Origin of the sequence: Micromonospora sp. RV43 (assembly GCF_001029515.1) — a bacterium.
GTDB lineage: Bacteria > Actinomycetota > Actinomycetes > Mycobacteriales > Micromonosporaceae > Micromonospora > Micromonospora aurantiaca.
The window spans coordinates 1-25,048 of the sequence record NZ_LEKG01000089.1 but is presented as its reverse complement, the minus strand read 5'-3'; the positions used below and the strand labels follow the sequence as shown (position 1 = coordinate 25,048).

Here is a 25,048-nt window from a genome sequence, read left to right as displayed (position 1 = left end):
ACGTCACCGCGAGCGCACACGGACGGCGACCACGCGACCCGGGAGAAGAAGTGGCCACGAACCCGGCCGGCGCGGCGACCGGCTCGCGGCCGGCGGCGGCCGTCGCCTCCGCCCCGTAGCCTCGCCTGCATGACGGACCCCACTGCGGCCAGCGGCCACCAGGAGCACGCGCTGCTCACCTCCACCACCCCGACCGTGGCGCACCTGTCCCGCCTCGCGCAGCTCGGCGAGCAGCTCGCCCACATCTCCGGCGAACTCGTCGAGCTGCTGCACCACGACGGGGTCACCCACGACCTGAACGGCGCCGAGCACGACGCGCTGCGGGCCGTCGCCAGCGCGGTCCGCACCGCTGGCGGTGACGTCGCCCTGGTCGCCACCGCCGCACACCACCGGCTCCGCCTCGCCGACGCCTGACCGGCCAGCCCCCGGGAGCAGGGTGCGACACGTGCGAGACCACGCCCCGGGGTGGCACGGCGACGTGCTCAGGGGAGAGAGGAGTCCCCTCCACAGGAGGGGTGTCTGGCTTTCCCGGCCCGCCGGCCCGGTCTGTCAAACGGCCACTGACCTGCACTGTGAGCCGCCGTCCGGGCCCGCCTGCGGGTGCTCGCCGACGACCGGGCGACGAAGCCCCCACGGAACCCCCTACGGAAGGGGTCGTGGCGGTCGCCAGTCAGAAGGCGCCGGTGCCAGCCGGCCGGCGCTGACAGACCACCGGCCGGCTGACAGAACCGGCTCTGACCTGCGCTGTGAGCCGCTGTGAGTGGGGTGTGCTACGTCTTGGCCGGGCCGGGCGGCAGACCTCCGCCGGGCTGCGCGACCTCGGGCCAGTCCTCGGCCGCGGCGATGGCGCGGGCGGCGGCGTGGTCACCCCGGGCGGCAGCGCCCGCCGCCGCCAAGGCCCGACGTCGGCCCTCGCCGGGCCCCGCCCGCTCCGCTCGCGCAGCCTCGTCGCGGTCGTCCCACCCGGCGCGGGCGGTAGCCAGCCCCCCGGCGGCCGTGCCCGCGGCCTCGGTCGCCACCCGGCGGCGGTGCTCGGCGTGCCGGCGTGCCGGCAGCGGCGGCGCCAGGTCACCGGTGAACGCCTCGTCGAGCACCCGCTTGAGGTAGCCGCACGGGTGGTCGGGCGCGTCCAGCAGCCCGCGACCGCCACGCGTCCGCCGCACCCAGGAGTCGAGCGTCTCGGCCGTCCAGTCCCGGCTCAGCGCCGCGCCGAGCGTGGCGGCCACCCGGGGCAGGCTCGTGTCCGCCAGCCACGTCCAGCGCAGGATGAGCGCTCGGGCGAGGTCGTACGCCCAGCCTCTCCACTCCGGAGCGCGCCGTGGTGGTCGACACGTCGCGTGGCGCGTCCTAGGACGCCGTAGGCAGTGCGACCCGTCGCACCCGGCCGAGGCCCGCCCGCTCTCGGCTGGTGAGCGCGAAGCGCGTTCTTCCCTCCGGCTCGTCCGGGCCACCCGACCGGAGTACGAGAGCCGCGGAGTAGAACTGAAACCCCGAGACAAGCAGGAACTTAAGTACTCACCTTGAGACGCCGAGCGGGGGGGGAAGAAATTCCCGGTCTCGATCTGGCGTGCGGCGATGGCCTCGACGTCGGCCAGGACGGTGTCACGGGCGGTGGCCACGGCCTGGCGCAGCTGCGCGCGGCGGACCATGCCGGCGTGGTCGACCACGGCACCGGTGCGGGCGATCAGCGCGTCGACGTCGTCCTCGGCTTCGGCGAGCAACTCCAGGGCGTGCTGCAGAAGGTCGTCGAGCACCAGCAGCGCCACCGGCACGTACGGGGCGCGGGCGGCCGGGTCGCCGCGGTGCAGCGGCAGCAGGTCGAACTCCGCCCGGTCGTTGTACCGACCCAGCTCGGTGCGTTCGGCCATGCTCAGCCGGCGGCCGTGGCGGGTCCGGACCGCCCACCCGAGGGCCTCGGCGCGGGCCCAGCAGTCGGTGACCGTGCGGGTCGTGCAGCCGGCCAACTGGGCGGAGCGGTCCCGGCCGGGCAGGGACCGGCGGCCGGTGCGGTAGTCGGCGTCGACGGCCAGCACGGCGGCGACCCGGGCCAGCCGCGACGGCCGGCCACGCCTGGAGGCGCGCGCCGCCGCCTCGCGGGCGAGCAGCTCGGCGAACAGCTCCACCGCGCGGCCCTGCGGCCCGCCGGCGGCGTAAGACTCCACCGTGGTGCGAAGCCGCTGCACCCAGCCGGTCAACTCGGCCACCCGGGCGTCGGCCTCGGCGCGCTCGGCCAGCAACGCGAACCGCGCGTCGACGGCCGCCGCCTCGGCGGCCTGGTCCTGCTCGAACCTCGCCCGCTGCTCGACCAGCCAGGAGTAGCCGCACAACCAGCACGCCGGTGACGGCTCCGGGTCGCCGCACGCCGCGCACGCGGTGTCGACGTCGTCGACCGCCTCGGCCACCAGACGCCGGTACTCCCGGGCGCTGCGGCCACGCCAGCACGACATGCACAGCGCGACGGAGTCGGCGCCGTCACGGGGCAGGCCCTGCCGGTCGACGCCCGCAGCCGCGCACGGCACACACGGAGTCTGGACACCGGTCGGATAGACCAGACGGCGGCGCGCACCGGGCGGCGCGGCCAGCCGGGTCTGCCCGGTGCGGCTCGTCTCGACCAGGAACCGCTGGTCAACGGGCGGGGGTAAGGCTGGGCGCTCCAGAAGGCGCGGAGAACCGGCCCGACACGCCGACGTGTCTGGAGACAAAGAAGCACCCAGCCCGGGGCTGGGTGCTATTCTGGCCTCCGAGCTTGGAAAAGCCTCAAACCCTGGTGCGCGGCCAAACGAACAAGGGTTTGGGGCTTTGCTTTTATCTGGAGTTAGGTGTCGCGCGTGAGGCGCGGCCTCCTGTCAAGGTCATGAGTGTTCCGCAGGATCGTACTTCTGCGACAGCTACCGCCAGTAGCCCGACACACCTCCTGGCGCATCCGAATGACCAATTCCGTTCGATGCTGGCCGGGCTCTGTCGCGGGTGGACGCGACACCGCCCGGCCGGATCGAGCATGGCCGGGCGGCGCGAATCGATCAAGTCAGTTCAGCGGCGCAGGGCCTTGGGCTGGTGGGCCGGTGCGGTCATGGCGCAGAGCAGCTCGAACGCGGTCTGGCAGTCACCGAGGGCACGGTGACCGCCGCCGAGGGGCAGCCACCGACGGCGCAGCAACCAATCGGAGCGGCGGCCCATCAGGCACGACCATGTGTCGGGGGCGGCGAGGTGGGCCGGGTCCAGTCCATCGCGGCGGGCGTGCCGCACGACGGTGGAGTGGTCGAAGTCGGCGTTGTAGGCCAGCACGGTGCGGCCCTGGGTGACGGCGAGCAGATCGGGTAGCACCTCAGCGAGGGAAGGCGCGTCGGCGAGTTCGGCGTCGCTGATGCCGTGTACCCACCGGGCTTCGGACTCGACCTCGCAGCCGGGGTTGACCAGGGTGTCGAGCAGCACCTCGCCGGTGCAGGCGTCGATAACGGCGACCTCGACGATGTAGCCGGCCAAGCCGGTGGTCTCGGTGTCGAGGATGACCGCCGCTGCGGGCTCGCGCATCGCCCGCGCCCAGCGGATAGCCGCCCCCGCGTCGGTGGCCACCGCGATCTCGGCGCGGTGCGCCTTGAGGTGCGGGTGCGCCGCGATCGTCTTGCGCACCTCGTCGGGGGTAGGGGCACCGTCGACGCGTTCCCAGTCAATCTCCCAGCGGCCGGCGCCGCGGTGCCACCAGGCCCACACCTCCATGCCGTGTCGCGCGCCCAGTTCGGCCACCCACCGGCGGATCACGGCGGCCCGGTCCACGGGCCGGCGGGCGAGGTGTCGCAGCGGCGACGGCTCGCCGGCCTTCACGGAGTGGACGGCCTCCCAGTCGATGCCCGGGTACTCGCGCAGCCCATCAAGGTCGCCCACCCGGTACAGCGGGACGCTCACCTCGTGGTAGCGGGTGATCTCCACACACGTGTACTTCGTCGGCGCGATCAAGTCTGAAGCGACCAGGTACTTGAAGTCGGTCGGGCGGATCTCCAGGTAGGTGGCGGCCTGATCGGCCATCAACAGCCGGTCGACGCGCAGCTGCTCGACCAGGTCCTCATCACCGGCGAGCGCGTCCAGGTCTGCCTTGGCGTACCGGTCGCCCCGACCTGGCCGCAGACCTCGCTCGCGGGCGACCTTCTCGAAGTCGGCCTTGCGCCAACCGAGGTAGGCGGGGGCGTCCCACGTGGACACGCTTGCAGCGACCCACGCCTGCCGCTCGGCGACGATCGCGGCGAGATGGTCGACGTCGACCGCGTCCAGGGCCTTGCAGTCCCACAGCGCCCAGGTCTTGTACCAGCCGGCCACCGTGAGCACACCGGCATCGGCCAGAGCCTCGACGTCGCGCTTGTCGACGGTCAGGCCGGTGCGCTCGGCGAGACGCTGCGCAGCCCGGTTACCGCCGATCGGAGCTTCGTCACCAACGGCGGACACGATCTCGTCCCGGCGGGCGGCAACGTCGTCGGCCACCGCCACCGACCAGCGGCTGCCGCCAACGTCGGCGGCCGGGATCAGCCCGGCCGCCGTCGCCGCGTCCCACTGCCACTCCGCCAGCCCGGTGCGCCGAAGCACCTGGACCGGCCCGAAGTCGGTCGGACTCTTCGTCTGCGGGGCCTTGGTCATCGAAGCCCCCGCCTGCGGGCCTCGATCGGTCGACCCACCACCACCGGCACCCGCACCGACCCGGCCGCCGGGGCTTCGGCCGGCCAGTCCGGCATCCGCACCACCGCGTACACGTGCGCGAAGTCGCCCCGGTTCTTGGTGGTGCCCACCTGAACCTCGATCCCTGCGCCACGCAGCCGCTCCAACAGCGCCCGAGCCTCGGCCGGATCACCCTCCACCCTGATCTGCAACATGCCTCCACCGTAGGCATAGGACTCCCACCGGTCAACAAGCAAAATTGCAGCTCAGAGCCGTTTTTAACGCCGGTAAGGTTTCTACCTTCCCGCCGTTCCGAGGGCGCACTCGATGGCCTCGCGCAGCACCTTGCCGGTGGTGACGACCCGCGCGATGAGCAGCTCTCGCTCGTGCAGGTCCGTGTGGCTGGGGCCGGCTCCGCGCCACCGGGCGTCCGGGCTGTGCAGCTGGCCCCGCCAGTGGTCACCGTGCTGGTCGTACCACGCCTGCAACCTGGTCACGATGGGCTGGGATGTCCAGTAACAGGCGCGCACCAGCAACTCGCCGACGTCGTCAGGCAGGTGCAGAGCCACCCTGGAGTCGAACCCCTCGTCGTGGGTGCCCCATGGCCGGCCGCGACGCTGTCGGGGAACCGGCCGCCACCGCCTGGCCGTCCAGCCTCGCTCGTCGAGCAGTTCCCGCAGCGCGGGCAGGACGTACGCGGTGCGGGTGCCCCGCATCGTGCCGGCAGCGCGAAGCTGGTCGAACTCGACATGAAGGGCGTCGAGCAGCGCGTTGCGGGCACCCACGGGAAGGTCTTCGGCTGCTGCTCGCCGAGCCACCTGAGTGCGGCGCTCGATCCACCACTGCCGTTCTGCCTCGCGGGCCGCGCTGACGGCGTCTGCCAGAGCATCAGCTGTGGCCCGTCGAACTCGTACGTTAACCACTCGCATGACAGCCACTATAAAGCCAGTTCAGACGCTTTCTAGTGGCCTATTTGGTGTCTACCTTTCCGGCGGCCGGTGGCGGCAGACACGACACCGCCCGGCCGGATCGAGCATGGCCGGGCGGTGGGAAAACAAGATCAGGTCATGCCCTGACCACCTGGGCAAAGCCTTCGGCGGTCAGGGTGGCCAGGCTGTCCCGGGTGCGCTGGTGCTGGTTGCGCACGACGGAGTCGGGCACGGCGCGGCCCCACCGCCGACCGGGCAGGGCTGCGGGGCGGCTGCGCTGCCGGTCCAGGCACGTCTCCAGCGGTGTGCCGAACACCACGGCGGCGGCAGGCACCTGGTGGCGGGCGGCGGCCGAGAGCAGCTCGGCGCGCTCGGCCGGTACGCCGTTGGTCGGCCCAGCCATAGTTTCCAGCCCAAAAACAACGCTAAGAACTGAGGGTTGATCAAGCTCTCCACCCGGCCGTAGCGTCCGGACCTGCCCACAAAGCGCTCGCGAGGTTCGATACGCTTCCAGGCCATGAAGCCCTGGCAGGTCAGTGTCCTTGTCGTGATTCTCCTGCTCATCGGGTTCCTCGGATGGCTTGTGGCTTCTTATCGCAAGGGCCGCGACGAGCGGTGAACTCGATCCGCGAGCACGGGGTCCGTGTCTGCTCACGATGCGGGGGTGCCCGGAGACAGCGTGTGGCCGGCACCCACCCCCCGGGTGCCGGCCGTGCTGCGCGTCGTCGACAGTGCGGTGCGGCAGAGGTGGCACGTGGCCCGTCGACGCGCGACCCCTTGCCCTGTGCATCGATCGGGCACTGCCGAAGGTGACGGGCCTGCGGCGGCGAATGTGAATGGGGCGCGGTTCCGGCGCGGTGCTGTCCGAGAATCGACCGCTTACCGGACAAGATCAGAAACCGGCTATCTGGCCGGTCGGCGCTGTTGAACAAACCTGTGCAGAAAGCCGGAGTGCCCAACAAGTCGGGTACGGGTTTGTTGGGCGCCAAGCCCGAGCGGCCTCGGTACGGTGGTGCTCATGGGCGGCCAAAGCACCCAGGACACCGGCGTGGTGAGCAGCTGGAACGCCGAAGAGGGGTGGGGAACCCTCGCGCTCGACCACGCCGAGCTCACCGTCTGGGCCCACTACTCCGCGATCGTCGCCGGGCCTACCGAGTACCGCAGCCTCACGCCTGGTGAGCAAGTGCGGTGCCGCTACGAAGTTCCCGGCCAAGATGGCTATCCCGCTCGGGCTGTCGAGATCACGAAGTTGTCGTAGCCCTCGCCGGGTCCCCTTGGCGTTGTTTTTGGGCTGGAAACTACGGCTGGGCCTGGTCGCGTCGACCACGGTGGTCAGCCGGCGCGACAGACGCGCGTTCACGATCGTCATGAGCAGGGCGACCGCGTCAGCAGTGGCGTCCTGGTCGCACTCGTCGTCGGCCACCACGGCGCGCAGCGCGTCCAGGCTGACTACCTGCGACGGCCGGTAGCGGGCTGCGGCCCAGGTGGACTTACCCGCTCCGGCCGCGCCGATGAGCACCACCAGCTGCGGGCCGTCGCCGGCCGGGTTGGCGTCGTGTCTAGTCATGGTCGGTTCCTCCGGTCAGGCTGCGGGCTCGTAGGGGAGCTGATCCCCGGTGATGGTCTCCACGAGGGCGGACACGATGAGTTCGGCGACCGAAGGGGTGACGGCGTTGCCGAACAGCCGCACCTTGTGCTTCTTGCTCTTGGCGACGGTCTTGTAGCTGGCGGGGAAGCCCATCGCGGCGGCGATCTCGTGCGGCTCCAGCATCCGGAACAGCACGTCGCCGAGCAGCTCGTCGACGTCGACGTCGGTGGGGAAGTCTGCGCCGGGCATCGCCAGGCCGTAGCGGTCGCGGGTGGTGAGCGTGCCGACCGGCACCTGCACCGTGTTCGCGGTCCCGGAGTTGCTGTAGAAGGGCACCAGCAGCGCCCGCTGCCAGGTGAGCAGGGACTGCTTCCCGCCAGCGGTGATGGTGCGCAGCGGCTCGTCGACCGGCGTGCACATCTGCCCCTGGTCGCCGCGGGCGGTGAAGTTGCGCATCACCAGCGGCGGCAGGGCCAGCCCATGGTGGTTCCCGCTCGCGCAGACCGTCGTCAAGGGCTCGACGATCGAGCGGGCCCGGCCGGTGTCCCCTCCGCCACGCAACGGGGTGAGGAACGGCAACGGCATCTGCGCCACCGCCGTCTCGTTGCGGGTGGTCCGGGTGCGCTGCGGCGCCAGGGTCGTTGCGGCGACCGTGGCGCGCTGGCCTCCCCCGGGTGCCAGCAGCGGCGGCACGGCCAGGGCGTCCGACTCGCGGGTCGTCCGGGTCGGCATCGGCAGGTGCAGCGGCAGCGCGTCGTCGCGCCACGTCCCACCGGCCGGGGTCATCATCGGCAGCCAGTAGCGGCGCATCCCGGCCCGGATCCGGTCGAGGGTCGCCGGCGCGAGCGGCTCGGGTCGCTCGCTGATCGGCGTGCCCGGGATCGTCGGGTCGATCGCGGCCAGCGCCGGCAGCACCTCCGGCTCCACCGGCCGGTGCCGGCAGGTCGACCTGGGGCAGCGGTACAGGTACTGCGACCGGTACAGGCCCATGTCGGCGCCGGGCTTCTTGAACACCTGGAGCGCGTCCACCCACTCGTCACAGCCGGGGCAGTACGCGCGGGGCCGCAGCCACTTGTCCCAGTCCGGATCCCGGCCGAGGGACCGGTGCCAGTAGCCGACGAACAGCCGGTTGCGGGACTGCGGCGGCCGGCGGGAGCGCGGACCGCGGGCGTGCATCGAGTTGAACGCGATGACCCGGGTGCGGTAGCCGATTCCCTCGATCTGGCGAATCCAGCGGTCCCAGTCGGCCCACAGTCGGCACTGGACCACGTTCTCTACCACGCCGGCCAGCACCGGCCGGCCACGCCGGGTCATCGCCTCCAGGTAGCGGGGGATCTCCTCCATCAGCGCTCGGGCGCGCTTGGTGGTCTCGTCGGGCTCCTTCTCGCCGAACAGGACTCCCTGCTGCTGGGTCTGCTTGTCGAAGTCGCGCCGCTTGCCCCGGGCGTCCGTCCACGGCGGGCACGCCGGGCTGGCCCAGAAGATGTCCGCGCGGGGCATCTTGTCCATGTCGAGCGCCTTGACGTCGGCGCACTCGTGGTCGGCCTGGGGGAAGTTGGCCGCGTGGGACTCGACCGCGACCTTCCAGTGGTTCACGGCGAGCATGGCCTGCACACCGGGCACCTTCGTGGCGCCCTCGGTGTCGCCGCCGACTCCGGCGAACTCGCTGTAGAGCTTGAGCATGATGTGGGTTCTCCTCAGCTTGCGATGCGGTGCTGGGCGGGGCGGCCGGTGTCCCAGTAGACGGGGCCACCTCGGTAGATCCGGTAGGGGCGGCCCTCGCGGGCGGCTCGGGCGCGGGCTCGGTGGTCCATGTCGGCCAGGCGGGCGGCGACCCGCTGCTCACGGGTGGCGCGGGGCTCGTCGAACTCGGCCCACGTGCCGCGCATGTCGTTGACGTCGGCGTCGTACCGGCCCCGTAGGTACGCCTCGGTGGCGATGGCGAGCACCTGCTCGGCGGTGTAGAGCTGCGCTGCCATCTGGTCCTCCCTGCGGTAGGTCGTCGTCCTGGGCTCCGCCATGCCGGGGCCGCTGGCCGCGGGCAAGGGCTGCCCGGAGGGCACCGCGTAGCGGCGTGGCCCTTGCGGGCGGCCAGCGGGTCTGGCATCCCTTCGGGGCAGGTCGACGTCCTGCGGCAGGGAGGGCTGGTGAAGCACTGCGGGCACGTCTCGCACCTGTCGCACCCCCTCTCGGGCGTGGTGAGGGCCGGGGCTGGTTCGCCCCGGCCCTGCTGGTCACTTCTGGTGCGCGGCGGTCCACGCCTCGGCGCACGTCTTGTGGCACGGCTTCCCGGCCGGGCTCCGCAGTGGAGTCGGCCGCCCGCAGATCACGCAGGGCTGGTCGTCGGCGACGGCACAGTGCCGCCAGTCCAGGACCGGCCCGTCGCTGCCCCTGGCCACCGGGTCACCCGAGCGGAAACAGGCGGCGGGCGGCGTCCAACGGGCTCAGCCCGTCGACCACCGCCACGAGGATGTCGGCGTGGCAGGGCTTCGTGACCGGGCACCAGCACACGAGGGTCTTGCCGGCCAACGCGGCGCGGGCGGCGGCCACGAGATCCGGGCGGTGGTCGAGCAGCTGCGCGTACGCCTTCACGGCCGCTGCTCGCTCGCTCTCGCTGCCCCGATAGGGGTTGCCCCACCGGGTCGGACGGCCGACGTACACGGCGCCCGCGGGCATCTGCCACCCGGCGGTACGCCGGCGCTGAATCCGCCGGCTCACCGGGTCACCGCCTCGGCGCCCAACGGGTACTCCCGGACCCGCAGATCGGTCGGCCAGTACGACCAGTCGCCGCCCTTGCTGTCCGCGCCGTGCTGCTTGGCCCACACCGCGCCGAGCTGCTTGACGAACGGTGCGGTGCCCCACCGGTCGCAGCGGGCGATCAGGTCACGCACCCACTCCAGCTCCAGCGGCCGGGCGCCCGCCCCGGACTCGCCGCCGGCGATCAGCCAGTCGATCCACGACAGGTCCAGCCCGTCCAGTGGGCCCAGCAGCGGCTCCGCCGAGACGAACCGGCAGGCCGCACCGTCGACGGCGCGCAGGTCGTCGACGCGATCGAGGTAGTCGGCGCTCTCGACGCTGACCCCGATCCACAGGTTCTCCGGCCAGTCCAGCCGCGGGGCGAGCCGGGACAGCCGGCGGGCCCGCTTGGTCAGCACCATGTACGTGTGCTGCGGCGTCGCCGCGGCCGTCTCGAACACCCGCTGCACGAACTCCACCGGCACCCGCGCGTGGAACAGGTCGCTCATGCTGTTGACGAAGATCCGTTCGGGCTGGTGCCAGCCCAGCGGCGTGGTGAGGGTGTCCGGGTGCAGCGTCAGCCCGAACCCGGGACCGGAGGTACGCGGGTCGCCGTCGACCTGGTACTTCGCCGACCCCATCGCCTTGAGCCGGCGGGCCATCGTCAGGGCGTAGCACTTGTCGCACCCGGGAGAGACGCGGTCGCATCCGGTGCTCGGGTTCCAGACCTTCGTGGCCCACTCGATGCTGGTGTCAGCCACGGCTGGTGCTCCTCGCCGCGTCGGCCTGGGCGTCGTGGAGGTAGCTGATGGGCTTCCCGGCACGCTGGGCGTAGGCAATCTCGTTGCGGGTGCTGTCGCCGATGTAGCCGCCGGGATTAACGACGAGCACCTCATCGGCGAGGTCGATCTTTCGCAGGTGGAGTGCATCGAGGAGGGTCTTCTCCTGGTCGGTGGGCTCGATGCCGTCGGCGTGGCCGAACACGCCCGGCGCGAGCACGATCCGACCGTTCAGGGTGAGAGCGCGGTTGGCCTGCTCGAAGTGGGTCTTGAATCGGGTCGATCCGCACAGGACGACCACTGAGGGCGTGAGGTTCATCTGCGTCCTTCCGAGGAGTCAGCGGCCGAGCCGGCGGGGCCGGTTCATGTCGCGCAGCACCTGCTCGCACGCCGCGTCGGTGTCCCGGGTCGGGGGTTTGCTCTGCCAGTCGTAGGGGGGCAGGGCCGTGCTGGTGTCGGTGCGCTTGTCGGTCTTGGCCATGTCCGGGGTTCCCTCCCGGTCGGGCTCCTGGCCGGCGTTCCTGCGCCGGCCAAGAGCGGCGTGGGGTGGCCGCCTGCTGGCGGGCCTGGCAGGGGACCGGATCCCGGGGAAGCCGGTCCCCACCGGCCCCGTCAGCCGACCTCCACGCAGTCGACGCAGACGGTGGTGGCGTTGAGCAGCACGGCCACCTCGTCCCCGGGGCGGATCGCGGCGCGGCAGTGGTGGCAGGTCATGGCCTGATCGGCGGTCGCCCATCGAGTTACCGGGATGTCGATGTCGAGGAACGTCACGGGCTCCGTAAGCTGGTCAGTCATGGTCGAGGTTCCCTCTCGATCTAGGCCCCCGGTCGGGTGTTCCTGCACCCCCGGGGGCTGCTGCATTACCGGTCGCTGTGCTCGCCGGCGCGGACCGGACGTGGGCCCGGCCCGCGCCGACCGGGGACTACTTCCAGCCCAGGCCGGTGAGGGCCTGGAGCTTGGCGGTGGCGCTCTCGACGTCCTTGCGGGCCTGCCGGCCGCCGATGACCTTGTTCGCGGTCATCGCGTTGGCGAGCTGCTGCTTGGCGGCCTCGACGTCGGACTTCTTCGCCATGAGGGGTTTCCTCCCTGAATGGCTCTCCGCCGGTGCTGAACCCACCGGGCAGGGGAGCGGCTGACCGTCGACCTGACGGCCCCGCGCGGGTCGGACCGCGATCGGTCCGGCCCCACGGGGCTGCCAGGTGCGCAGGTCAAAGAAGGTGCGAGAAGTGCGACACCGCCGACCGAGGCCGGGGCTTGTACTGTGCTGAGTCATGGTCGGGGTTTCCTCCCGATCTAGGCCCCCGGGCCGGCGCTGAACCCGCCGCCGGGGGCTGACCTACCTCACCGGTAGCCGGTGCTCCGGCTGCTGATCTGCGGACCGACCGGCGGCGCGTCGAACGCCGGCAGGCCCATCACCTCCCGCACGATCTCGTCGACTCGTACGGCCAACTGCTGCGCCTGGACGTGAGCGGTCCGCTCGTCGACGTCGAGCCGGGCGCTCACCCGGATCTCCATGCGGCCGTTGCCGTCCATGTCCTCAATCCGCGTTGCCACCAGCCGGCCGTACCTGGTCCGCCAGGTCATCGGCTCCGACCGGTGCTCACCGCTCGGGTAGCCGTGCTGCGCTGTGCATTGGTGATCACCCGCGCAGAACGGCGGGCACACCCTCGGAGGTCTCCGCCATCGGCGGCCGGTCAAGCTCATGTCCCGACCGTACCCGCTAGCCTGCTTGCTAGCAAGCTTGCAAGCAAAACTGAAAGCGGGTAACGTACGATCATGCTCATGACGAGATCACCCAGAGCATCGGACGAGCCGCCGATGCCGCCACGGCGGCAGAGCCAGGCCCGAGTGCAGATCAGCACCCGAATCCCGGAAGACCTCAGCGAGCGGGTGCGCGGCTTCGTCCGGAAGCACGACACGTCTGTACAGGCGGTCGTAGAGCTGGCCCTGGACGAATTCCTGAGCCGCCGCGAAGCCTGAGGTGCCCTCGGCCCCGGCAGCCGACTTGCCATCACCCGCCGGGGCCCGACAACGCAAGGAGGAAATAACCATGCGCAGTTCCCAGCGTACGGGCCTACCGTCGTGGGACGGCGGCGATCAGGGCTCGACAGGCCGGCCGGCCTGCTCGACCCGGGGGACGGGGGTCGCGCGGTGAGTATTGATCAGGTGTGGTCGTGGATCACGGACCATCCCGACGAGATGCTGTGGGTTGGCATCGGTGTCGGCGCCCTGGTCCTGGTGCTCGTGGTGGTCGGGGTCATCCGGGCACTGCGGGGACAGAACCTCAACGCGAAGGCCAGCATCGGCTTCGGCGTGGTGCAGGCCGGCGTCGCGTTCATCACGATCACCGGTGTCTACGAGTTCTTCCGCCGCACGCTGAACATGCCCGAGGTGGAGGCCGGTCTGCTGGCCGGGTTCATCGAGGCGTGCGTCTGGGCCGCTGTCGGCATGATCTACGCCCACGGCAAGGGCACCACCAAGGACAAGGAAGGCGTCGAGCAGCCCAACGCGGGGTTCGGGCCGGCGGGCGGGTTCTTCTGGACCACCGTGACCGGTGGTGGCCTGCTGGCGATCCTGGGCAGCGAGAACGGCTCCGTAGCGGTCGGCCGGGTCGTCGTGGTCGTGCTGGGCAGCTACATGTGGTACCTGCGGCTGTTGCAGGTCACCACCCGAACCGGCAAGAAGACGCAGTGGCGGTGGACGCCCAAGCGCGCGTTCCTCGCCATCGGCGCGATGGCCCCGGAGGACGAGGACGTCGACGACGAGAACCGCGAGTGGCAGGTGCGACAGCTCGCACGCGCGATCCGCTGGAGCAACGGCCGGTGGCCGTTCCGGTGGCTCGGTGAGCGGTCGATGGTCAAGCGGGCCGAGACCACGCGGGAGGACGTGCTGGCCGAGGCCCGCCGCCGGTTCGCCGCCGCGCACGTAATGAAGACGAGCGTCAAGCCGACGTCGGAGGTCATGAAGACGGTCATCACGTCGGTAGAGAAGGCGCAGCAGCCCGTCGACGAGCAGGAGGTGGAGCGGGAGCGCGAGGAAGCCGAGCGGGTCGCCGCGGAGCTGGCCACCGTTAACGCCGCGCTGGAAGACGTCCGGCAGCAGCTCGCCGCCGAGCGGGAGCGGGCGCAGCAGGTGGCGCAGCAGCGCGACCAGGAGGTCCGGGCGATGCAGGCCGAGCTGGACCAGGTGGCCGCGCGTCGGGACGAGCAGGTGCAGGCCCTGCGTGCCGAGCTGGCCACGGTGCGGCAGCAGCTGGCGTCGGCCGGTGACTCCGGCGCGATGGTGGCGGCGGTGCGGGCCGAGCTGGACCAGGTCGCCGCGCAGCGGGCCGACGCACAGCGGACGGCTGAGGAACGGGGCCACGAGGTGACGCGGTTGCGGGCCGAGCTGGACGCGCTGCGGGAGGAACTGGAGGAGGCCCTGCGCAACGCCCGGCCGATCGGTGGGCGCGCGGCAGAGCTGGCGAAGGAGATGGCGGCCGGTGTGGAGCTGGACGCGGCGAAGGTCTCCGAGCGGTACGGCGTCGGTGACCGGCAGGCTCGACGGCTGCTGACCGAGGCGAAGAAGCTGGTCGACGCGCAGGACGGGACGCTGGCGGGAGCCGGCGGCCGATAGGGGCGACGGGGTCGACCGAGTCGTACTCGTGATCTACGGTGACGGCTCGGTCGCATCCCGCGACATCAATGGACCGGGGCGGCGCGGACACGCCGCCCCGGCATGAACCGGAACAGGAGAGATAGCTCCATGTCCCAGCAGAAGAACGGTAGCGACCTGCAAGCGGGCGCTGTCGCCACCCTCGGTGGTAGCGGCTTGATGTACCTCGCCGGGGTGGCCGGCGAGCAGCTCAACGCCAACGCGGCGGCCGGGCATACGGCCGTGCTCGACATCTTCGCCGGCACCATCCCCACCGGCCTGTTCGGGATGGGCGCGGCGGCCACCGTGTGGGGGGCGCACACCCTCTATCGGCGGCTGAACCGGCGCGGCCGGGTCCGCGCCCGGTACGACAACCCCGGCTGGGCCGACTGGATGGCGCTGCGCAAGCACCTGTCGCCGGTGTCCACGATCAAGGTCGCGGGGCACACCCGGCCGTCGTACAAGCACATCACCTGGTGGAACCGGGCGTGGCATCTGCGGCAGTTCCGCAACGCCCTGGACGTCACCGACCACGGCGTCTACCTCGGTGAGTCGGTCGTCGGCCCGGCGTACGCGCGCCGGCTCTACGCCTCCTACCGGGACGTGATCCTGGCGATCGCGCCACCGCAGTCCGGCAAGACCGCGTGGCTGATGGGCGCGATCATCGACGCGGCCGGCGCCGTGGTGGCCACCAGCACCAAGCACGACATCTACGAGATGACCCACCACCTGCGCAGCGGCGAGGGCCGGCCGGTGCTGCTGTTCAACCCCGCCGGGCTCGGCGCGCTGGAGTCGACGCTGCGGTGGAACCCGGTGCGCGGGTGCGACGACTACGCCACGGCGCAGAGCCGGGCCGCGTCGATGACCCGGGGCGTGCGGGCGATGCGGCAGAGCCACAGCGACGACTCCGGGTTCTGGGAGGACCAGGCCACGAAGGTGCTGCGGTGCTTCCTGATGGCGGCGGCGCTGACCGAGCAGGGCATGGACACCGTGGCGAAGTGGGTGGCCACCCCGACCAACCACCAGGCGCTGGAGATCCTGCGGGAGCACTCCAACCGGGTGCCGACCGGCTGGGTCGGCGAGCTGCGCCAGGTCGTCACCACCGAGGCGGAGAAGACCCGCGACAGCATCTTCCTGACCCTGTCGCAGTCGATGCAGTTCATGGCGAACCCGGCCGTGGCCGCGATCGTCGCCCCGGGGCAGGGTGAGAACGCGCTGGACCTGGACACGTTCATCGCCTCCCGGGGCACCCTGTACCTGCTCGGCGACGACAAGAGCCTTGCGCCGCTGCTGGTCGCGTTGACGCAGCACCTGTTCGAGGGGGCGAAGGTCCACGCCTCTCGCCAGCCCGGCGGCCGGCTGGACCCGCCGATGTCGTTCATCCTCGACGAGGCCGCGCTGATCGTGCCGGTCGACCTGACCCGGTGGGTTGCCGACGCCGGCGGCCGGAACATCGCCATCATCATCGCCGCGCAGGCCCTCGCCCAGCTGTACGAGATCTACGGGGAGCGCGGCGGCCAGGTCGTCAAGACCGCCGCGAACACCCAGCTGTACTTCGGCGGCCTGACCCTCACCGAGGATCTCAACGCCATCGCCGAGGCGTGCGGCACCTACGTCACCAAGCAGCACACCGAGACCGAGGGGGAGCGGCGCGGCCGGTCGACCTCCACCACCGAGGTCCGCCGGCCCACCATCGAACCGGCGCTGGTGAGGGAGATCCCCGAGCACCACGCCCTGGTGCTGCACCGCACCGCACCGCCGACGCTGATCCGGACCACGCCGGCGTGGGAGCGCCGCGACGTCAAGCGCGCCCAACGTGCCGCCCGCAAGGCGGCCAGCATCCCGGCGCAGCGCGTCGACGAGGTTGTCGGCGAGGAGCCGGTGCGCGACGTCGAGCCGGAGCGGACGCCGCGGTGACCACCGTGCCGCCGGCGGGCGCCAACCTGGCCGGGCAGATCCTCGCGCTGGGCGAGGATCTGCATCGGTTGCGCGGGCAGCTCGCCGACCTGTCGGGTATCGGTGAGCAGGTCACCGCGCTGGTCGACGACGTGACCGTGCTCCAGGAGCAGGTGCAGCACCTGCTCGACGCGGCCGGCGACAAGCCGGTGCGGGTGTGGGACTGGTCGGCCATGAACAAGGAACAGGCCGCGGCTGCCTGGCACACCCTGATCGACTGGGTGCGCGACATCCTCGCCGGAACGTACGGGCTGGTCGGTCATGTTGGAGGCCGGCAGCGCAAGATCCCGGCGTGCTGGTACCGGCATCCCGACGTCGTCGTCGAGCTGTCCTGGCTGTGCCAGGAGTGGCACCGCCTCTACCGCTCGGCCAAGGGCACCCCGGCCGGCGCCGGGGAGTGGCACGATCGGTGGCTGCCCAGCCTGGTCAACCGGCTGCTCAGTGAGTCCACCGTGGCGGCCTGCGCCAAGGAAGACAGCCACGTCGAACCCCGCCCCACCACGTCGATCGACGACAACAGCGCCCTGGTGGCGGTCATCGAGGCCGACATGGCGGCCCGACCGGCGGCACCGGTACCCGGCGCGTAGACGCCTCCACCGGCCACGGCAGGCCCTCACCCCGACCGGGGTGAGGGCCTTGCTCGTGTTCGGGGTGGCCGGTGTCGGACCGGTCTGGCACGCTGGCGCGGCAGTGACACAGGGCAATCTCTTCGTAACGGAGGATCGCGGACGTGGAAGAACCGGAGGGCCGTCAACGGCGGCTCGGGATGGGCGCGGTGGGGCAGCTGCTGGGCGTGCCCCGGCTGACCGTGTGGTGGTGGGTCAAGACCGGGAAGTTGACCGCGACGGGCGTCGATGACGGCCAGATGTGGTGGTCCGAAGACGACGCCTACTCGTGGGCGCTGAGCCAGCCCGAGGAACGGTGGTCTGGGCGGGTTCCGGTGACGGCCTGGTCGTCGATGCCGAACCACACCGCCTTCATTCGCGCGGTGGAACTGCCCGGGGCGGTCGCGCTGCGCTGGCAGACCAGGGAGGGCCCGATCCACCTGGTGTGGCCGCTGCCCACTCGCCAGCGGACGCCGCATCAGCATCGGCGGTGGGCCGAGCAGCTCGCCCCGCGCGGCGAGGGCGCAGTGGTCGTGGTGTCCGACGGGCTCTCCCTGCGGCACGGGCCGGAACTCAAGGCCCTGCTGCCCGGTCTGCCTGATCGCACCTACACCCCGACGTGGCTCGACCTGGCCGGGGTGTTGGGCCAACCGCTGCCCTGGTGGCCACGGAACCTGCGAGACAAGCAGCTGCTGCTGAACTGGGAGCCGTCGACAGAACCGGTCACCGTGATGGCTGCTCCCGCGCTGGATACCGGCGCGCTGCTCATGATGGCCTCCACCTACCCCGAAGCCCATCCCGCCGCCCGGGTGCTGGTCAACCTCGCACGTCTCGCACACGCTCAGGCCGCGGCCTCCGCCGCGCAGACCGTCGAGCTGGTCGAGAAGGCCAAACTGCCGGACGGGGTGCTGCGGATCGCGGCCCGGCCGCTGTCGGTGCCCGAAGCCGACCTGGACGACATCGAGCCCACCCAGCGCCGCGCCGGTTGGCTCGACCTGCTCGCCCGCGGCGACGACCTCGCTCGCCGCTGCGTCCGTGAGGTCACCGACTGGGACGCTGGCGCCGACCTGCCCTACAGCAACCCGCAGCACATCGAGGAAGTCGAGAGCACCTGGGCGTTCAAGTGGACACAGCGGCTCATCCCCACCCAGCGCACCGCCGCGTTCGAGCTGCTCACTCGGTCCGGTGAGCCGGGTGACGCCCTGGTCGATCCGGACACCGACGCGCCGGTCTGGCGCAGCGACGGCGGCGACTACACCGCCGCCATGCCGCAACGCCTGCCCGCGACCGCCCCGCTGGCTGAGCTGATCCTCGACGGGCCGGTGTGGATCCGCACCACCGACGGGAAGATCTACCCCGCGCCGCGAGACTCCTACTTCGGTCTCGGCTGGGGCTACGGCGGATCCGGCCCCGGGTCGTTGGCGCTGCTCGTCGACGCGCTGCTCGACGACATCAACGCCCAAGCCCCCGCCGACATCAACGGCGCACCCGAGGGCCTGGAGGCGCTGCTGTCCCGCAAGCTGCCCGACCGCACCGTGCTCACCCGCGCCCAGCTTGAAGCGGCCCGCCGCGGGGAGCCGGTCATCATCGCCGTCGACGACGTCGACCAGGACGAAGACGAGGACGACGAATGAGCACCGACACCACCACGCCGGCCGGGCCGGCGCCGATCGAGGACACCGACGCCAGCTGGCCGGCCATGCTCAACGAATGGGCCGGCGACCTGTGGCGCCGGCTACACCGCGGCCGGCACCGCGAGGACTGGCCGCCCGAGTGGCTCATCCCGGCCGCCGGTGCCGCCGGGGTGCTACTCGTCGCACTCCTGCTGTTCGGGCTCGTCCTGCCGCTGCTGCGCTGGATCGGCCGCTTCCTCGTCGACGCCGTCGACGGGGGCCTCGACTGGCTGCGCGACTGGAACCTCACCCACGTCGTGCTCGACCCGGTCCGCGACTACCTCACCGCCCACTCCGCCGGCCTGCCCATCGACGCCGAGACGCTGTGGTGGACCTGGTGCGCCGCCGGAGTCGGCCTGTTCGCGTTCGCCTTCCTCTGGCGGGCCGTCGCCGCCCGGCTCGGCTGGGTCCTCTTCGGCGCCGCCACCGTGGCCATGGTCTGGGCCACCACCACCGGTCCCGCCCGCTCCACCACCGCCGGCATCGCCGCCCTCTGGTGGATCGTGCTCAGCCTCTTCGCGCTCCGCCGGCCCTGGACCCAGCAGCGCGTGACCGTCCACCTGCCCGAGCTGCCCTGGCTCGCCCGCATCGTGCAACGCCGCGAGTAGCACTCCTCGCACACGGGAGGGCCCCCACCGATCGGTGGGGGCCCTCCGCTGTTCACCCGTCTTCTACGACCTACAGCCGGGGCGGCGTCTCGCGGGGAAAGGGCCAGTCATCCGGCGAGTGGAAACCGTTCGGAGAACCGGTCGCCCACTTGACCCAGTCGTCGACGCCGTTCAAGAAGTTGATCGACAGCGGCGGTAGAGGCGGGCTCACGGCCGGATACCCGCCCTGAGCCATGGCCACCTGGGACTCGTAGCCCTCGTGCCGCGCGTCGTCGCACGTAACCGGCTGGCCCAGCCTCTTCTGGGTGACGGGCGAGGCAGCGTCAAGGCCGAGAATCCACCGGCAGACGGCCGTGCCGCCACGGGCGTACTCCCGGGTCGACCAGCGAGTCCGCTCGTCTGCGGGCACGAGGACACGAGGAATCCAGTTCAGCATGTACTCGATCTCTTCGCGGCTCTTCAGCTTCGGTACATAGCGCACGCTGCCGGTCATCGCCGCCTCCCCTCCGTCGTTCCTATCGACGGTAAGCCATAGGTGCGTCACCGTTCATATCCACGGGAGCGAGACCGCTCTGCCTGCTGCTGCCGCTCGCGCATGAGCCTCGCCGACTCCCGCCGCGCGTTTTCCTCCTGCTCGGCGGCGCGCTGGGCGGCCTGCTGGTCGCCGCTGCGCTGGGCGGCCTCGGCCCGCTGGGTACGGCGCTCCAGGTAGGTGCGGGCCTCGCGTAGCTCCTGCTCGATGGTGCGGGGAAACGCGCCGGCGGCCACCCGGGCGGCCTGCGCCGCCTGCTGGTGCTCGGGCTCCGGCCGGGCCTCGGTCGCCGCGGCCGGCTCGGGCTCGGGTGCCCGCTCGGCGGCGCGCTGCTGCGGGAACGCCTGCGCCGCGAGCTGCGCCGGGGTGGGCGTAGCCGGCTGCTCCGGCTCCTCGACCTCGGCCGGCTCCACCTCGACCTGCGGCGCGTCGACCACGGCCTGCGAGGGCTCGGCGGCGTCGGTCTCCAGCTCGACGTCCGCCTCGGCCTCCCGCACCTGCGGCGCGTCGACCTGCTCACCGGTGTCGACCTCGGCGTGCTGCTCCAGCTCGGCAGCGTCTCGCTGGGCCGGCTCGGTCTCGGCTTGGTCCCGCTCGGCTGCCTCCTGCTCGTCCCGCTCGGTGTCGACGGCGGCGGCCTGGTCGACGTCGACCGGCTCGACCTCGGCCGGCGGCTGCCGGTCGACCTGGCGGCGGTCCAGCTCGGCGCCGGCGGCCTGCGCGGTCTCGCGAACGTCTTCGCTGTCCTGACGCCATGCGGCGTGCGCGGCGGTGATCTCCTCGTAGGTGGCGGCCTGCTCGGCGTAGCCGGCGGCCATCTCTCGCCACGCGGCCACGCGGGCTTCCAGCTCGGCGCGCTCCTGGGCGTCGGTGAGGGTCGCGGCTTCCGCCTCGGCGAGGGTGGCGCGCTGCTCGTAGTCGCGGGCCAGCGTGAACGCCTCGGCCATCTGCGGCCCGAGGTACGGCGGCGCCCACACCTGTTCCCGGTCGTAGGTGGCGAGCATCGCGCGCAGCTGCTCGTCGCTGGCGGCAGCGATGTGCCGGTGCTCGTCCGGCCGGCCGAGCGCCTCGTAAGCGGCGTCCCACGCGGCCCGCTGCTCGACCGCGCTGCGGGGCGGGGCCTGCCCGATGACGGTGCCCTCGCCGGTCACCCCGTACAGCTCGCGGTACGCCTCCACGACCGCGGCCCGCTGCTCCCAGTCGGTGCGCTCGGGCTCCTGCTCGGGCACCTCGCCGAGCCGGTCGACCGCCCACCCGGGGGTCTGCTCGGCGACCCGCCGGCCGAGCTCCTCCTGCCGGGCCTGCATCGCCTCGGCGACCTCGCGGGCGAACTCGCCTTCGGGGCCCTCGATGTCGGGGGTGCGGGCCAGCCAGTCCGGGCCGGCCGGCTCGTACTCCGGGGTCCGGCGGGCGGCGGCCTGCTCCACCCGGTACTGGAGCAGCGCGCCCAGCTCCCGAGCGTCGGCGACGCTGCGCGGGTCGCCGACCGCGTCGCGCAGCAGGGCCTCCACGTCGTGGCCCTGGAGCTGCGCCTCCCGCAGGTGCCGGTACAGCGGGTCGGCCCGCTCGGCGTCCAGCCGGGCGACCGCGTCGGGTCCGAGGATGTCGCCGAGCAGGCCGCGGCACTGCTCGCGGGTGTGCCGGGTGGTGACGTCGACCCACATCGGGGCCAGCGCCGGCATCGACTCGGCGTACTCGAGTCCTTCGCGCAGCGACTCCGTGGCCGACTTCTCGACGCCTTCGCGGTCCAGGATCCGGGTCATCTCGGCCAGCGGCGTCGACGCCTGGGTGTCCTCGGGCATCCCGTCGATGCCGTCCTCCACCGTGCGCTCGGTGACCAGGAACGCCTCGTTGGTCTCGGTGCCCCGGGTCAGGCCGACGTAGGCGTGCTCGCGGGTCATGCCCTGGTCAGCGTCGCCGTAGGTGTAGCCGCGGTCCGCGTTGCGGCCCTGGGTGGCGTGGATGGTGCCGGCGTAGCCCAGCGCGGTGTACGTCCGGACGTAGTCGGCGTCCAGCCGGACGGTGCCGCCGAGCTGGTCGCGGCCCTCGGCGTCCAGGCCAGTGAACCGGCGCACCGTGAGGGATCCGTCCTCGTGCAGCTCGGTCACCCGGTAGACCCGGCGGTTGATGACCTGCAAGCCCTCGCTGTCGACCAGCCCTGATTCGTTCTCGCGGGTCTGGACCAAGTCGCCGACCCCGGCGACGTTGCCGCCCATGACCGCCGCGCCGCCCTCCTCGACCCGCCCGAGGCGCACCAGCTCGGCGCGGATCCGGGCGGACAGGTCGTCGGCGATGTCGTTGGTCGGGGTGGTCAGGGTGGCGACCTTCCCGTCCAGCACCGCCGCGACGTACCGGCCGACAGACTTCTCGGTCATCTCCTCGGCGGTGCCGCCGTGCAGCCGGCCGTGCTCCTCGTACGCGGCGAGCGCCTCGGCGCGACCCTCCCGCAGCCCGAGCGACGCCTCGGCCTCCCAGTCACGGACCTGACCGTGCTCGTCGCGGAACCGGCGCACCGTGCGCAGCTCGTACGCCTCGGTCTCCTGCCGCAGCAGCCGGAACCCGCCGCCGGCGCCCACCGACTGGAGCTGCCCGTCGTCGCCGACCGTGGCCATCTTCGCCCCGGCGTCAGCCACGATCTGCACCAGCTCAGTCATGTCGTCGTGCCGAGCCATCGCGGCCTCGTCGACGATGACCAGGTCACCCGGCCTCACCCCAAACCGCACCCGGTCCTCTACCGGGCCCTTCCCAGCCTGAAGCATCAGGAAGTACTCGATGTTGGTGGTGGTAGTGACGCCGGCTTCGGCGAGCACCCCGGCGGCGATGTTCGACGGGGCGAGCCCGATCACCCGGCCGCCGGCCTCCTCCCACGCCTTCGTGATGACGCCCTGCGCGTAGCTCTTCCCCGTGCCGGCCGGGCCGACGATGACCGACACCTGCCGGCCGTCGCCGAGCACCCCGCGCACGGCGGCGGCCTGGTCCTCGCCCAGCGTCGACGCCGCGATCGCGTCCTCGATCTGCTCCGGGGACAGCCGCGGCGCATCGGTGCGGGAGGCGGTGGCCACCATCCGCTCTTCCTCGCGCAGCTGCGTCTCGGTGGAGTACCGCTCGGCGCGGCCTGGCTGGTAGATGCTGCGCCCGTCGGACTCCCGCCGCAGCTCCGGCGGGGTGTTGACCACCTCGAACCCGGACACCTGCACCACGCCGTACCCGCCGCTGCTCAGGGCCTCGTCGGTCAGCGACTCCAGCAGCGCGGTCACCCCGCCGGCCTCGTCGGCGGCGGCGCCCAGCTGCTCGGGCAGCGCCCGGGCCATGCAGCGCATCACGTCGTCGCGGGAGAACTTCGCCCGCTCCGACTGCACCTCACCCAACGCCTGCGCGATCACCCGACCCCGGTCCAGCACCGGCGCCGGCTGGTCGGCGCGCATCCGAGCCAACCGCCGGTTCACCGCGGCGGCCTCGGCGTTCTCGGCCATCTGCGCGTGGGTCCGCCGGTCAGCGGCGACCGCCTCGCGCTCCCACCGGTCGACCAGCTCGTCCATCGGCACCGCCGCGTCCTTGCGGTCCCGGGTCTGCAACGCCGCCCGCTCGGCCATCTTCGACAGCGTCTGCGGCGACGGCTCATGCCCGGTGCGCTGCCGGTACAGCTCCACGTACTCGGCCAGCTCACCCTTGATCTGCTGCCGGCGCGTCGACGCGGCCTCCCGGTCGTCCAGGGTGATCCCGATGACCTCGCGGGCCTTGCCGTCCTCCCGGGTCTCCAGGTCCACCGGCAGATCCCGGGTCAGCTGCTCCTCCATCGTGCGGTGGTAGACCGCCTCCATGCCCGGACGGGCCTTGTGCAGCGCCCGCGAGTCCAGCGTCCGCCACACCACCGTGCCGTCGTCGTCCACGGTGGGCACCCGGTTGAGCACTTGGAGGTGCGAGTGCATCTGCACGTCACCGGCCCGGGACGTCTCGTGCAGGAACTCCGCCGCGATCCACTCGTGCGCGTCAACGTAGCGGCCCACGCTCGCCCCGTCCGGGCCAGCGCTGCCGTGGTAGCCGGCGCGGCTGAAACCCGCCTCCCGCTGGAGGTACTCCAACGCCGCGGCGACCCCGGCCCGGTGCGCGGCCTCGACCTTCGCCGCGTCCTCGGTGCGGCCCTGCGCCAGCAGACCCGCCCGGTACAAGCTGATGCTCTTCTGCGCCGAGAACGTCACGTCGAACGACCCGTTGGCCTTCGGCTGCTTCGCCTCGATCAGCCGGCGCAGCTCCTCACGGCGGTGCGCGTCCGCGTCCGGCTCGGCCTTCAACGCCTCCGCCAGCCGCTCGTCGACCGACTTGTACTGCCGGGGCGCGCGACCCAACCGGGCACCCTTCAGTAGCTCAGCGTAGTGGTCCTTCGCGTCGTCACCCGTGAGCCCAAGCTCCCGGATCTCGACCTCCGCACGGGCGGTCAGCTCCGCGTGCAGACGCGGGTCGCACAGCTCGCCGAACAGCACCAGGTGCTCTTCCTTGACCACCTCGGAACCCTGCTCGTACCCGAGCCGCTCCACCCCCGCACCGAGCCACCGCGCGGCCGGGCCGACCTCCTGACCCTCGTGGTAGTACGCCTGACGATCATGCTCGTGTGCCCGGCACTCCCACGGGTAGCGCGCACCGGCCATCCCCGCAGGGATAGGGGTCACGCGCACGGTCATGGATCGATCATAGCTGATGATCTTGCACCAGTACATTGCAATGCCTTGGTGTGACGGTTCAAACTAGGTTCTTGTGTGGTGGGTTGCTGGCTGTGCTGGTGGTGGGTGACTGAGTGGGGTGGACGGTTCTGATACGACGGTGCTGGTTCTGAGCGAGGGGGTGTGAGGTGGTGACGGTGGCTAACGGGGTGGGGCCGGCGGTAACGGCGGTGCTGCGGGTTCGGTGGTCTGGTTCGGGGGTGGGGTGCGCCGCTCACGGCGCGGTCTTCGGGGCTCGCGCGCCGCGCGCTGGCGGCCGTTGGGCGGCTTCCGCCAACGCCGTCCGGGCCACCGGAGGGCCGCTGCTGGTAACGCCTTCCGGCACCCGTTGCCGGTCCGCTAACGGTGCCGCTAACCCCCGCCACACCGTCACGGGCGGTAATCACGCGCCGGGCGTCACGCCGCGCCGCCGGACGGCGGCCGACCGGTGGTGACCACCCGCAAGGCGACGCACGACGGCCGCCAGGTCGTCCACTTCGACGCCAGCGACGGCACCCACCTCGGCTACCTCGACGTAGCCACCGGCCAACCCGGCGGCGTCCACCTCGGCCGCGCCACCGAGTTCTACGCCGCCCTGGCCACCTGGCGGAAGCGCCACCCCACCCCACCCCGCACCGGCCCGCCTGAGCTGGTCCACCACCTCACCC

Annotated in this window: 26 protein-coding genes; 8 read left to right on the top strand and 18 right to left on the bottom strand. The window is 72.1% G+C overall.

The window, feature by feature from the left end; translation table 11 throughout:
- Positions 1-129 precede the first annotated feature (129 nt).
- Positions 130-414, top strand: a complete 285-nt coding sequence (locus tag ABD52_RS21205) for a hypothetical protein (protein WP_047892956.1) — start codon at positions 130-132, stop codon at positions 412-414.
- A 356-nt stretch (positions 415-770) separates the two neighbouring features.
- On the opposite strand, the gene ABD52_RS38435 is transcribed toward ABD52_RS21205, so the two are convergent.
- From ABD52_RS38435 to ABD52_RS21130, 16 genes are all read right to left on the bottom strand, one after another.
- Positions 771-2,519, bottom strand: coding sequence for a hypothetical protein (locus ABD52_RS38435; protein ID WP_235437515.1), 1,749 nt, complete (start codon positions 2,517-2,519; stop codon positions 771-773).
- A gap of 511 nt (positions 2,520-3,030) precedes the next feature.
- Positions 3,031-4,626, bottom strand: coding sequence for a 3'-5' exonuclease (locus tag ABD52_RS38430; RefSeq protein ID WP_053065445.1), 1,596 nt, complete (start codon positions 4,624-4,626; stop codon positions 3,031-3,033).
- Entirely contained in the window at positions 4,623-4,859 is a 237-nt protein-coding gene (locus ABD52_RS21185) for a hypothetical protein (protein WP_047892955.1), read from the bottom strand. Before ABD52_RS21185 ends, ABD52_RS38430 begins: the two co-directional genes overlap by 4 nt.
- A gap of 81 nt (positions 4,860-4,940) precedes the next feature.
- Entirely contained in the window at positions 4,941-5,429 is a 489-nt protein-coding gene (locus tag ABD52_RS21180; RefSeq protein WP_047892954.1) for a hypothetical protein, read from the bottom strand.
- A 280-nt stretch (positions 5,430-5,709) separates the two neighbouring features.
- The gene (locus tag ABD52_RS21175; RefSeq protein ID WP_047892953.1) at positions 5,710-5,976 is read right to left on the bottom strand and encodes an AAA family ATPase; all 267 of its coding nucleotides are present in this window, start codon (positions 5,974-5,976) and stop codon (positions 5,710-5,712) included.
- 489 nt (positions 5,977-6,465) lie between these two features.
- Complete coding sequence (locus tag ABD52_RS40945; RefSeq protein ID WP_235437514.1) at positions 6,466-7,140, bottom strand: AAA family ATPase; 675 nt, start codon at positions 7,138-7,140, stop codon at positions 6,466-6,468.
- Positions 7,141-7,155: 15 nt separating this feature from the next.
- On the bottom strand, positions 7,156-8,844 hold the full coding sequence (locus ABD52_RS21160) for a DNA cytosine methyltransferase (RefSeq protein WP_047892951.1): 1,689 nt from the start codon (positions 8,842-8,844) through the stop codon (positions 7,156-7,158).
- A gap of 14 nt (positions 8,845-8,858) precedes the next feature.
- Positions 8,859-9,140 (bottom strand): hypothetical protein, encoded by a 282-nt coding sequence (locus ABD52_RS40265; RefSeq protein WP_053065441.1) that lies wholly within the window; start codon positions 9,138-9,140, stop codon positions 8,859-8,861.
- A 255-nt stretch (positions 9,141-9,395) separates the two neighbouring features.
- Positions 9,396-9,560, bottom strand: coding sequence for a hypothetical protein (locus ABD52_RS40260; protein ID WP_155254010.1), 165 nt, complete (start codon positions 9,558-9,560; stop codon positions 9,396-9,398).
- Between the two features lie 4 nt (positions 9,561-9,564).
- Positions 9,565-9,879 (bottom strand): DUF4326 domain-containing protein, encoded by a 315-nt coding sequence (locus ABD52_RS21150; RefSeq protein WP_152748299.1) that lies wholly within the window; start codon positions 9,877-9,879, stop codon positions 9,565-9,567.
- Positions 9,876-10,658: a DUF5131 family protein gene (locus ABD52_RS21145; protein ID WP_047892950.1), complete on the bottom strand. Its 783-nt coding sequence runs from the start codon at positions 10,656-10,658 to the stop codon at positions 9,876-9,878. Before ABD52_RS21145 ends, ABD52_RS21150 begins: the two co-directional genes overlap by 4 nt.
- Entirely contained in the window at positions 10,651-10,995 is a 345-nt protein-coding gene (locus ABD52_RS21140; RefSeq protein WP_047892949.1) for a hypothetical protein, read from the bottom strand. The genes ABD52_RS21145 and ABD52_RS21140 overlap by 8 nt, the downstream gene beginning before the upstream one ends.
- A gap of 18 nt (positions 10,996-11,013) precedes the next feature.
- On the bottom strand, positions 11,014-11,157 hold the full coding sequence (locus tag ABD52_RS39830) for a hypothetical protein (protein WP_161801640.1): 144 nt from the start codon (positions 11,155-11,157) through the stop codon (positions 11,014-11,016).
- A gap of 131 nt (positions 11,158-11,288) precedes the next feature.
- Positions 11,289-11,471 (bottom strand): hypothetical protein, encoded by a 183-nt coding sequence (locus ABD52_RS21135; protein WP_152748297.1) that lies wholly within the window; start codon positions 11,469-11,471, stop codon positions 11,289-11,291.
- Between the two features lie 127 nt (positions 11,472-11,598).
- Positions 11,599-11,748: a hypothetical protein gene (locus ABD52_RS39825; protein WP_161801639.1), complete on the bottom strand. Its 150-nt coding sequence runs from the start codon at positions 11,746-11,748 to the stop codon at positions 11,599-11,601.
- Between the two features lie 269 nt (positions 11,749-12,017).
- Positions 12,018-12,230, bottom strand: a complete 213-nt coding sequence (locus ABD52_RS21130) for a hypothetical protein (protein ID WP_152748296.1) — start codon at positions 12,228-12,230, stop codon at positions 12,018-12,020.
- 222 nt (positions 12,231-12,452) lie between these two features.
- Between ABD52_RS21130 and ABD52_RS40940 the strand changes: the two genes are divergently transcribed.
- From ABD52_RS40940 to ABD52_RS37560, 6 genes are all read left to right on the top strand, one after another.
- A complete protein-coding gene (locus tag ABD52_RS40940) occupies positions 12,453-12,656 on the top strand; it encodes a hypothetical protein (RefSeq protein ID WP_235437513.1) in 204 nt (67 codons plus the stop codon).
- Positions 12,657-12,827: 171 nt separating this feature from the next.
- Entirely contained in the window at positions 12,828-14,291 is a 1,464-nt protein-coding gene (locus ABD52_RS21125) for a hypothetical protein (protein WP_152748295.1), read from the top strand.
- A 129-nt stretch (positions 14,292-14,420) separates the two neighbouring features.
- Positions 14,421-16,226, top strand: coding sequence for a type IV secretory system conjugative DNA transfer family protein (locus ABD52_RS21120; protein ID WP_047892945.1), 1,806 nt, complete (start codon positions 14,421-14,423; stop codon positions 16,224-16,226).
- Positions 16,223-16,852, top strand: coding sequence for a hypothetical protein (locus ABD52_RS21115; RefSeq protein ID WP_053065439.1), 630 nt, complete (start codon positions 16,223-16,225; stop codon positions 16,850-16,852). The genes ABD52_RS21120 and ABD52_RS21115 overlap by 4 nt, the downstream gene beginning before the upstream one ends.
- 143 nt (positions 16,853-16,995) lie before the next feature.
- A complete protein-coding gene (locus ABD52_RS21110) occupies positions 16,996-18,504 on the top strand; it encodes a hypothetical protein (RefSeq protein WP_152748294.1) in 1,509 nt (502 codons plus the stop codon).
- Positions 18,501-19,151, top strand: coding sequence for a hypothetical protein (locus ABD52_RS37560; protein ID WP_053065438.1), 651 nt, complete (start codon positions 18,501-18,503; stop codon positions 19,149-19,151). Before ABD52_RS21110 ends, ABD52_RS37560 begins: the two co-directional genes overlap by 4 nt.
- A gap of 70 nt (positions 19,152-19,221) precedes the next feature.
- On the opposite strand, the gene ABD52_RS21100 is transcribed toward ABD52_RS37560, so the two are convergent.
- Entirely contained in the window at positions 19,222-19,644 is a 423-nt protein-coding gene (locus ABD52_RS21100) for a hypothetical protein (RefSeq protein WP_152748293.1), read from the bottom strand.
- A gap of 47 nt (positions 19,645-19,691) precedes the next feature.
- Positions 19,692-24,362, bottom strand: coding sequence for a MobF family relaxase (gene mobF / locus ABD52_RS21095; RefSeq protein WP_082171351.1), 4,671 nt, complete (start codon positions 24,360-24,362; stop codon positions 19,692-19,694).
- Between the two features lie 469 nt (positions 24,363-24,831).
- Here mobF and ABD52_RS21090 point away from each other — a divergent pair.
- On the top strand, positions 24,832-25,048 hold a 217-nt coding region (locus ABD52_RS21090; protein ID WP_152748291.1), incomplete at its 3' end, for a hypothetical protein.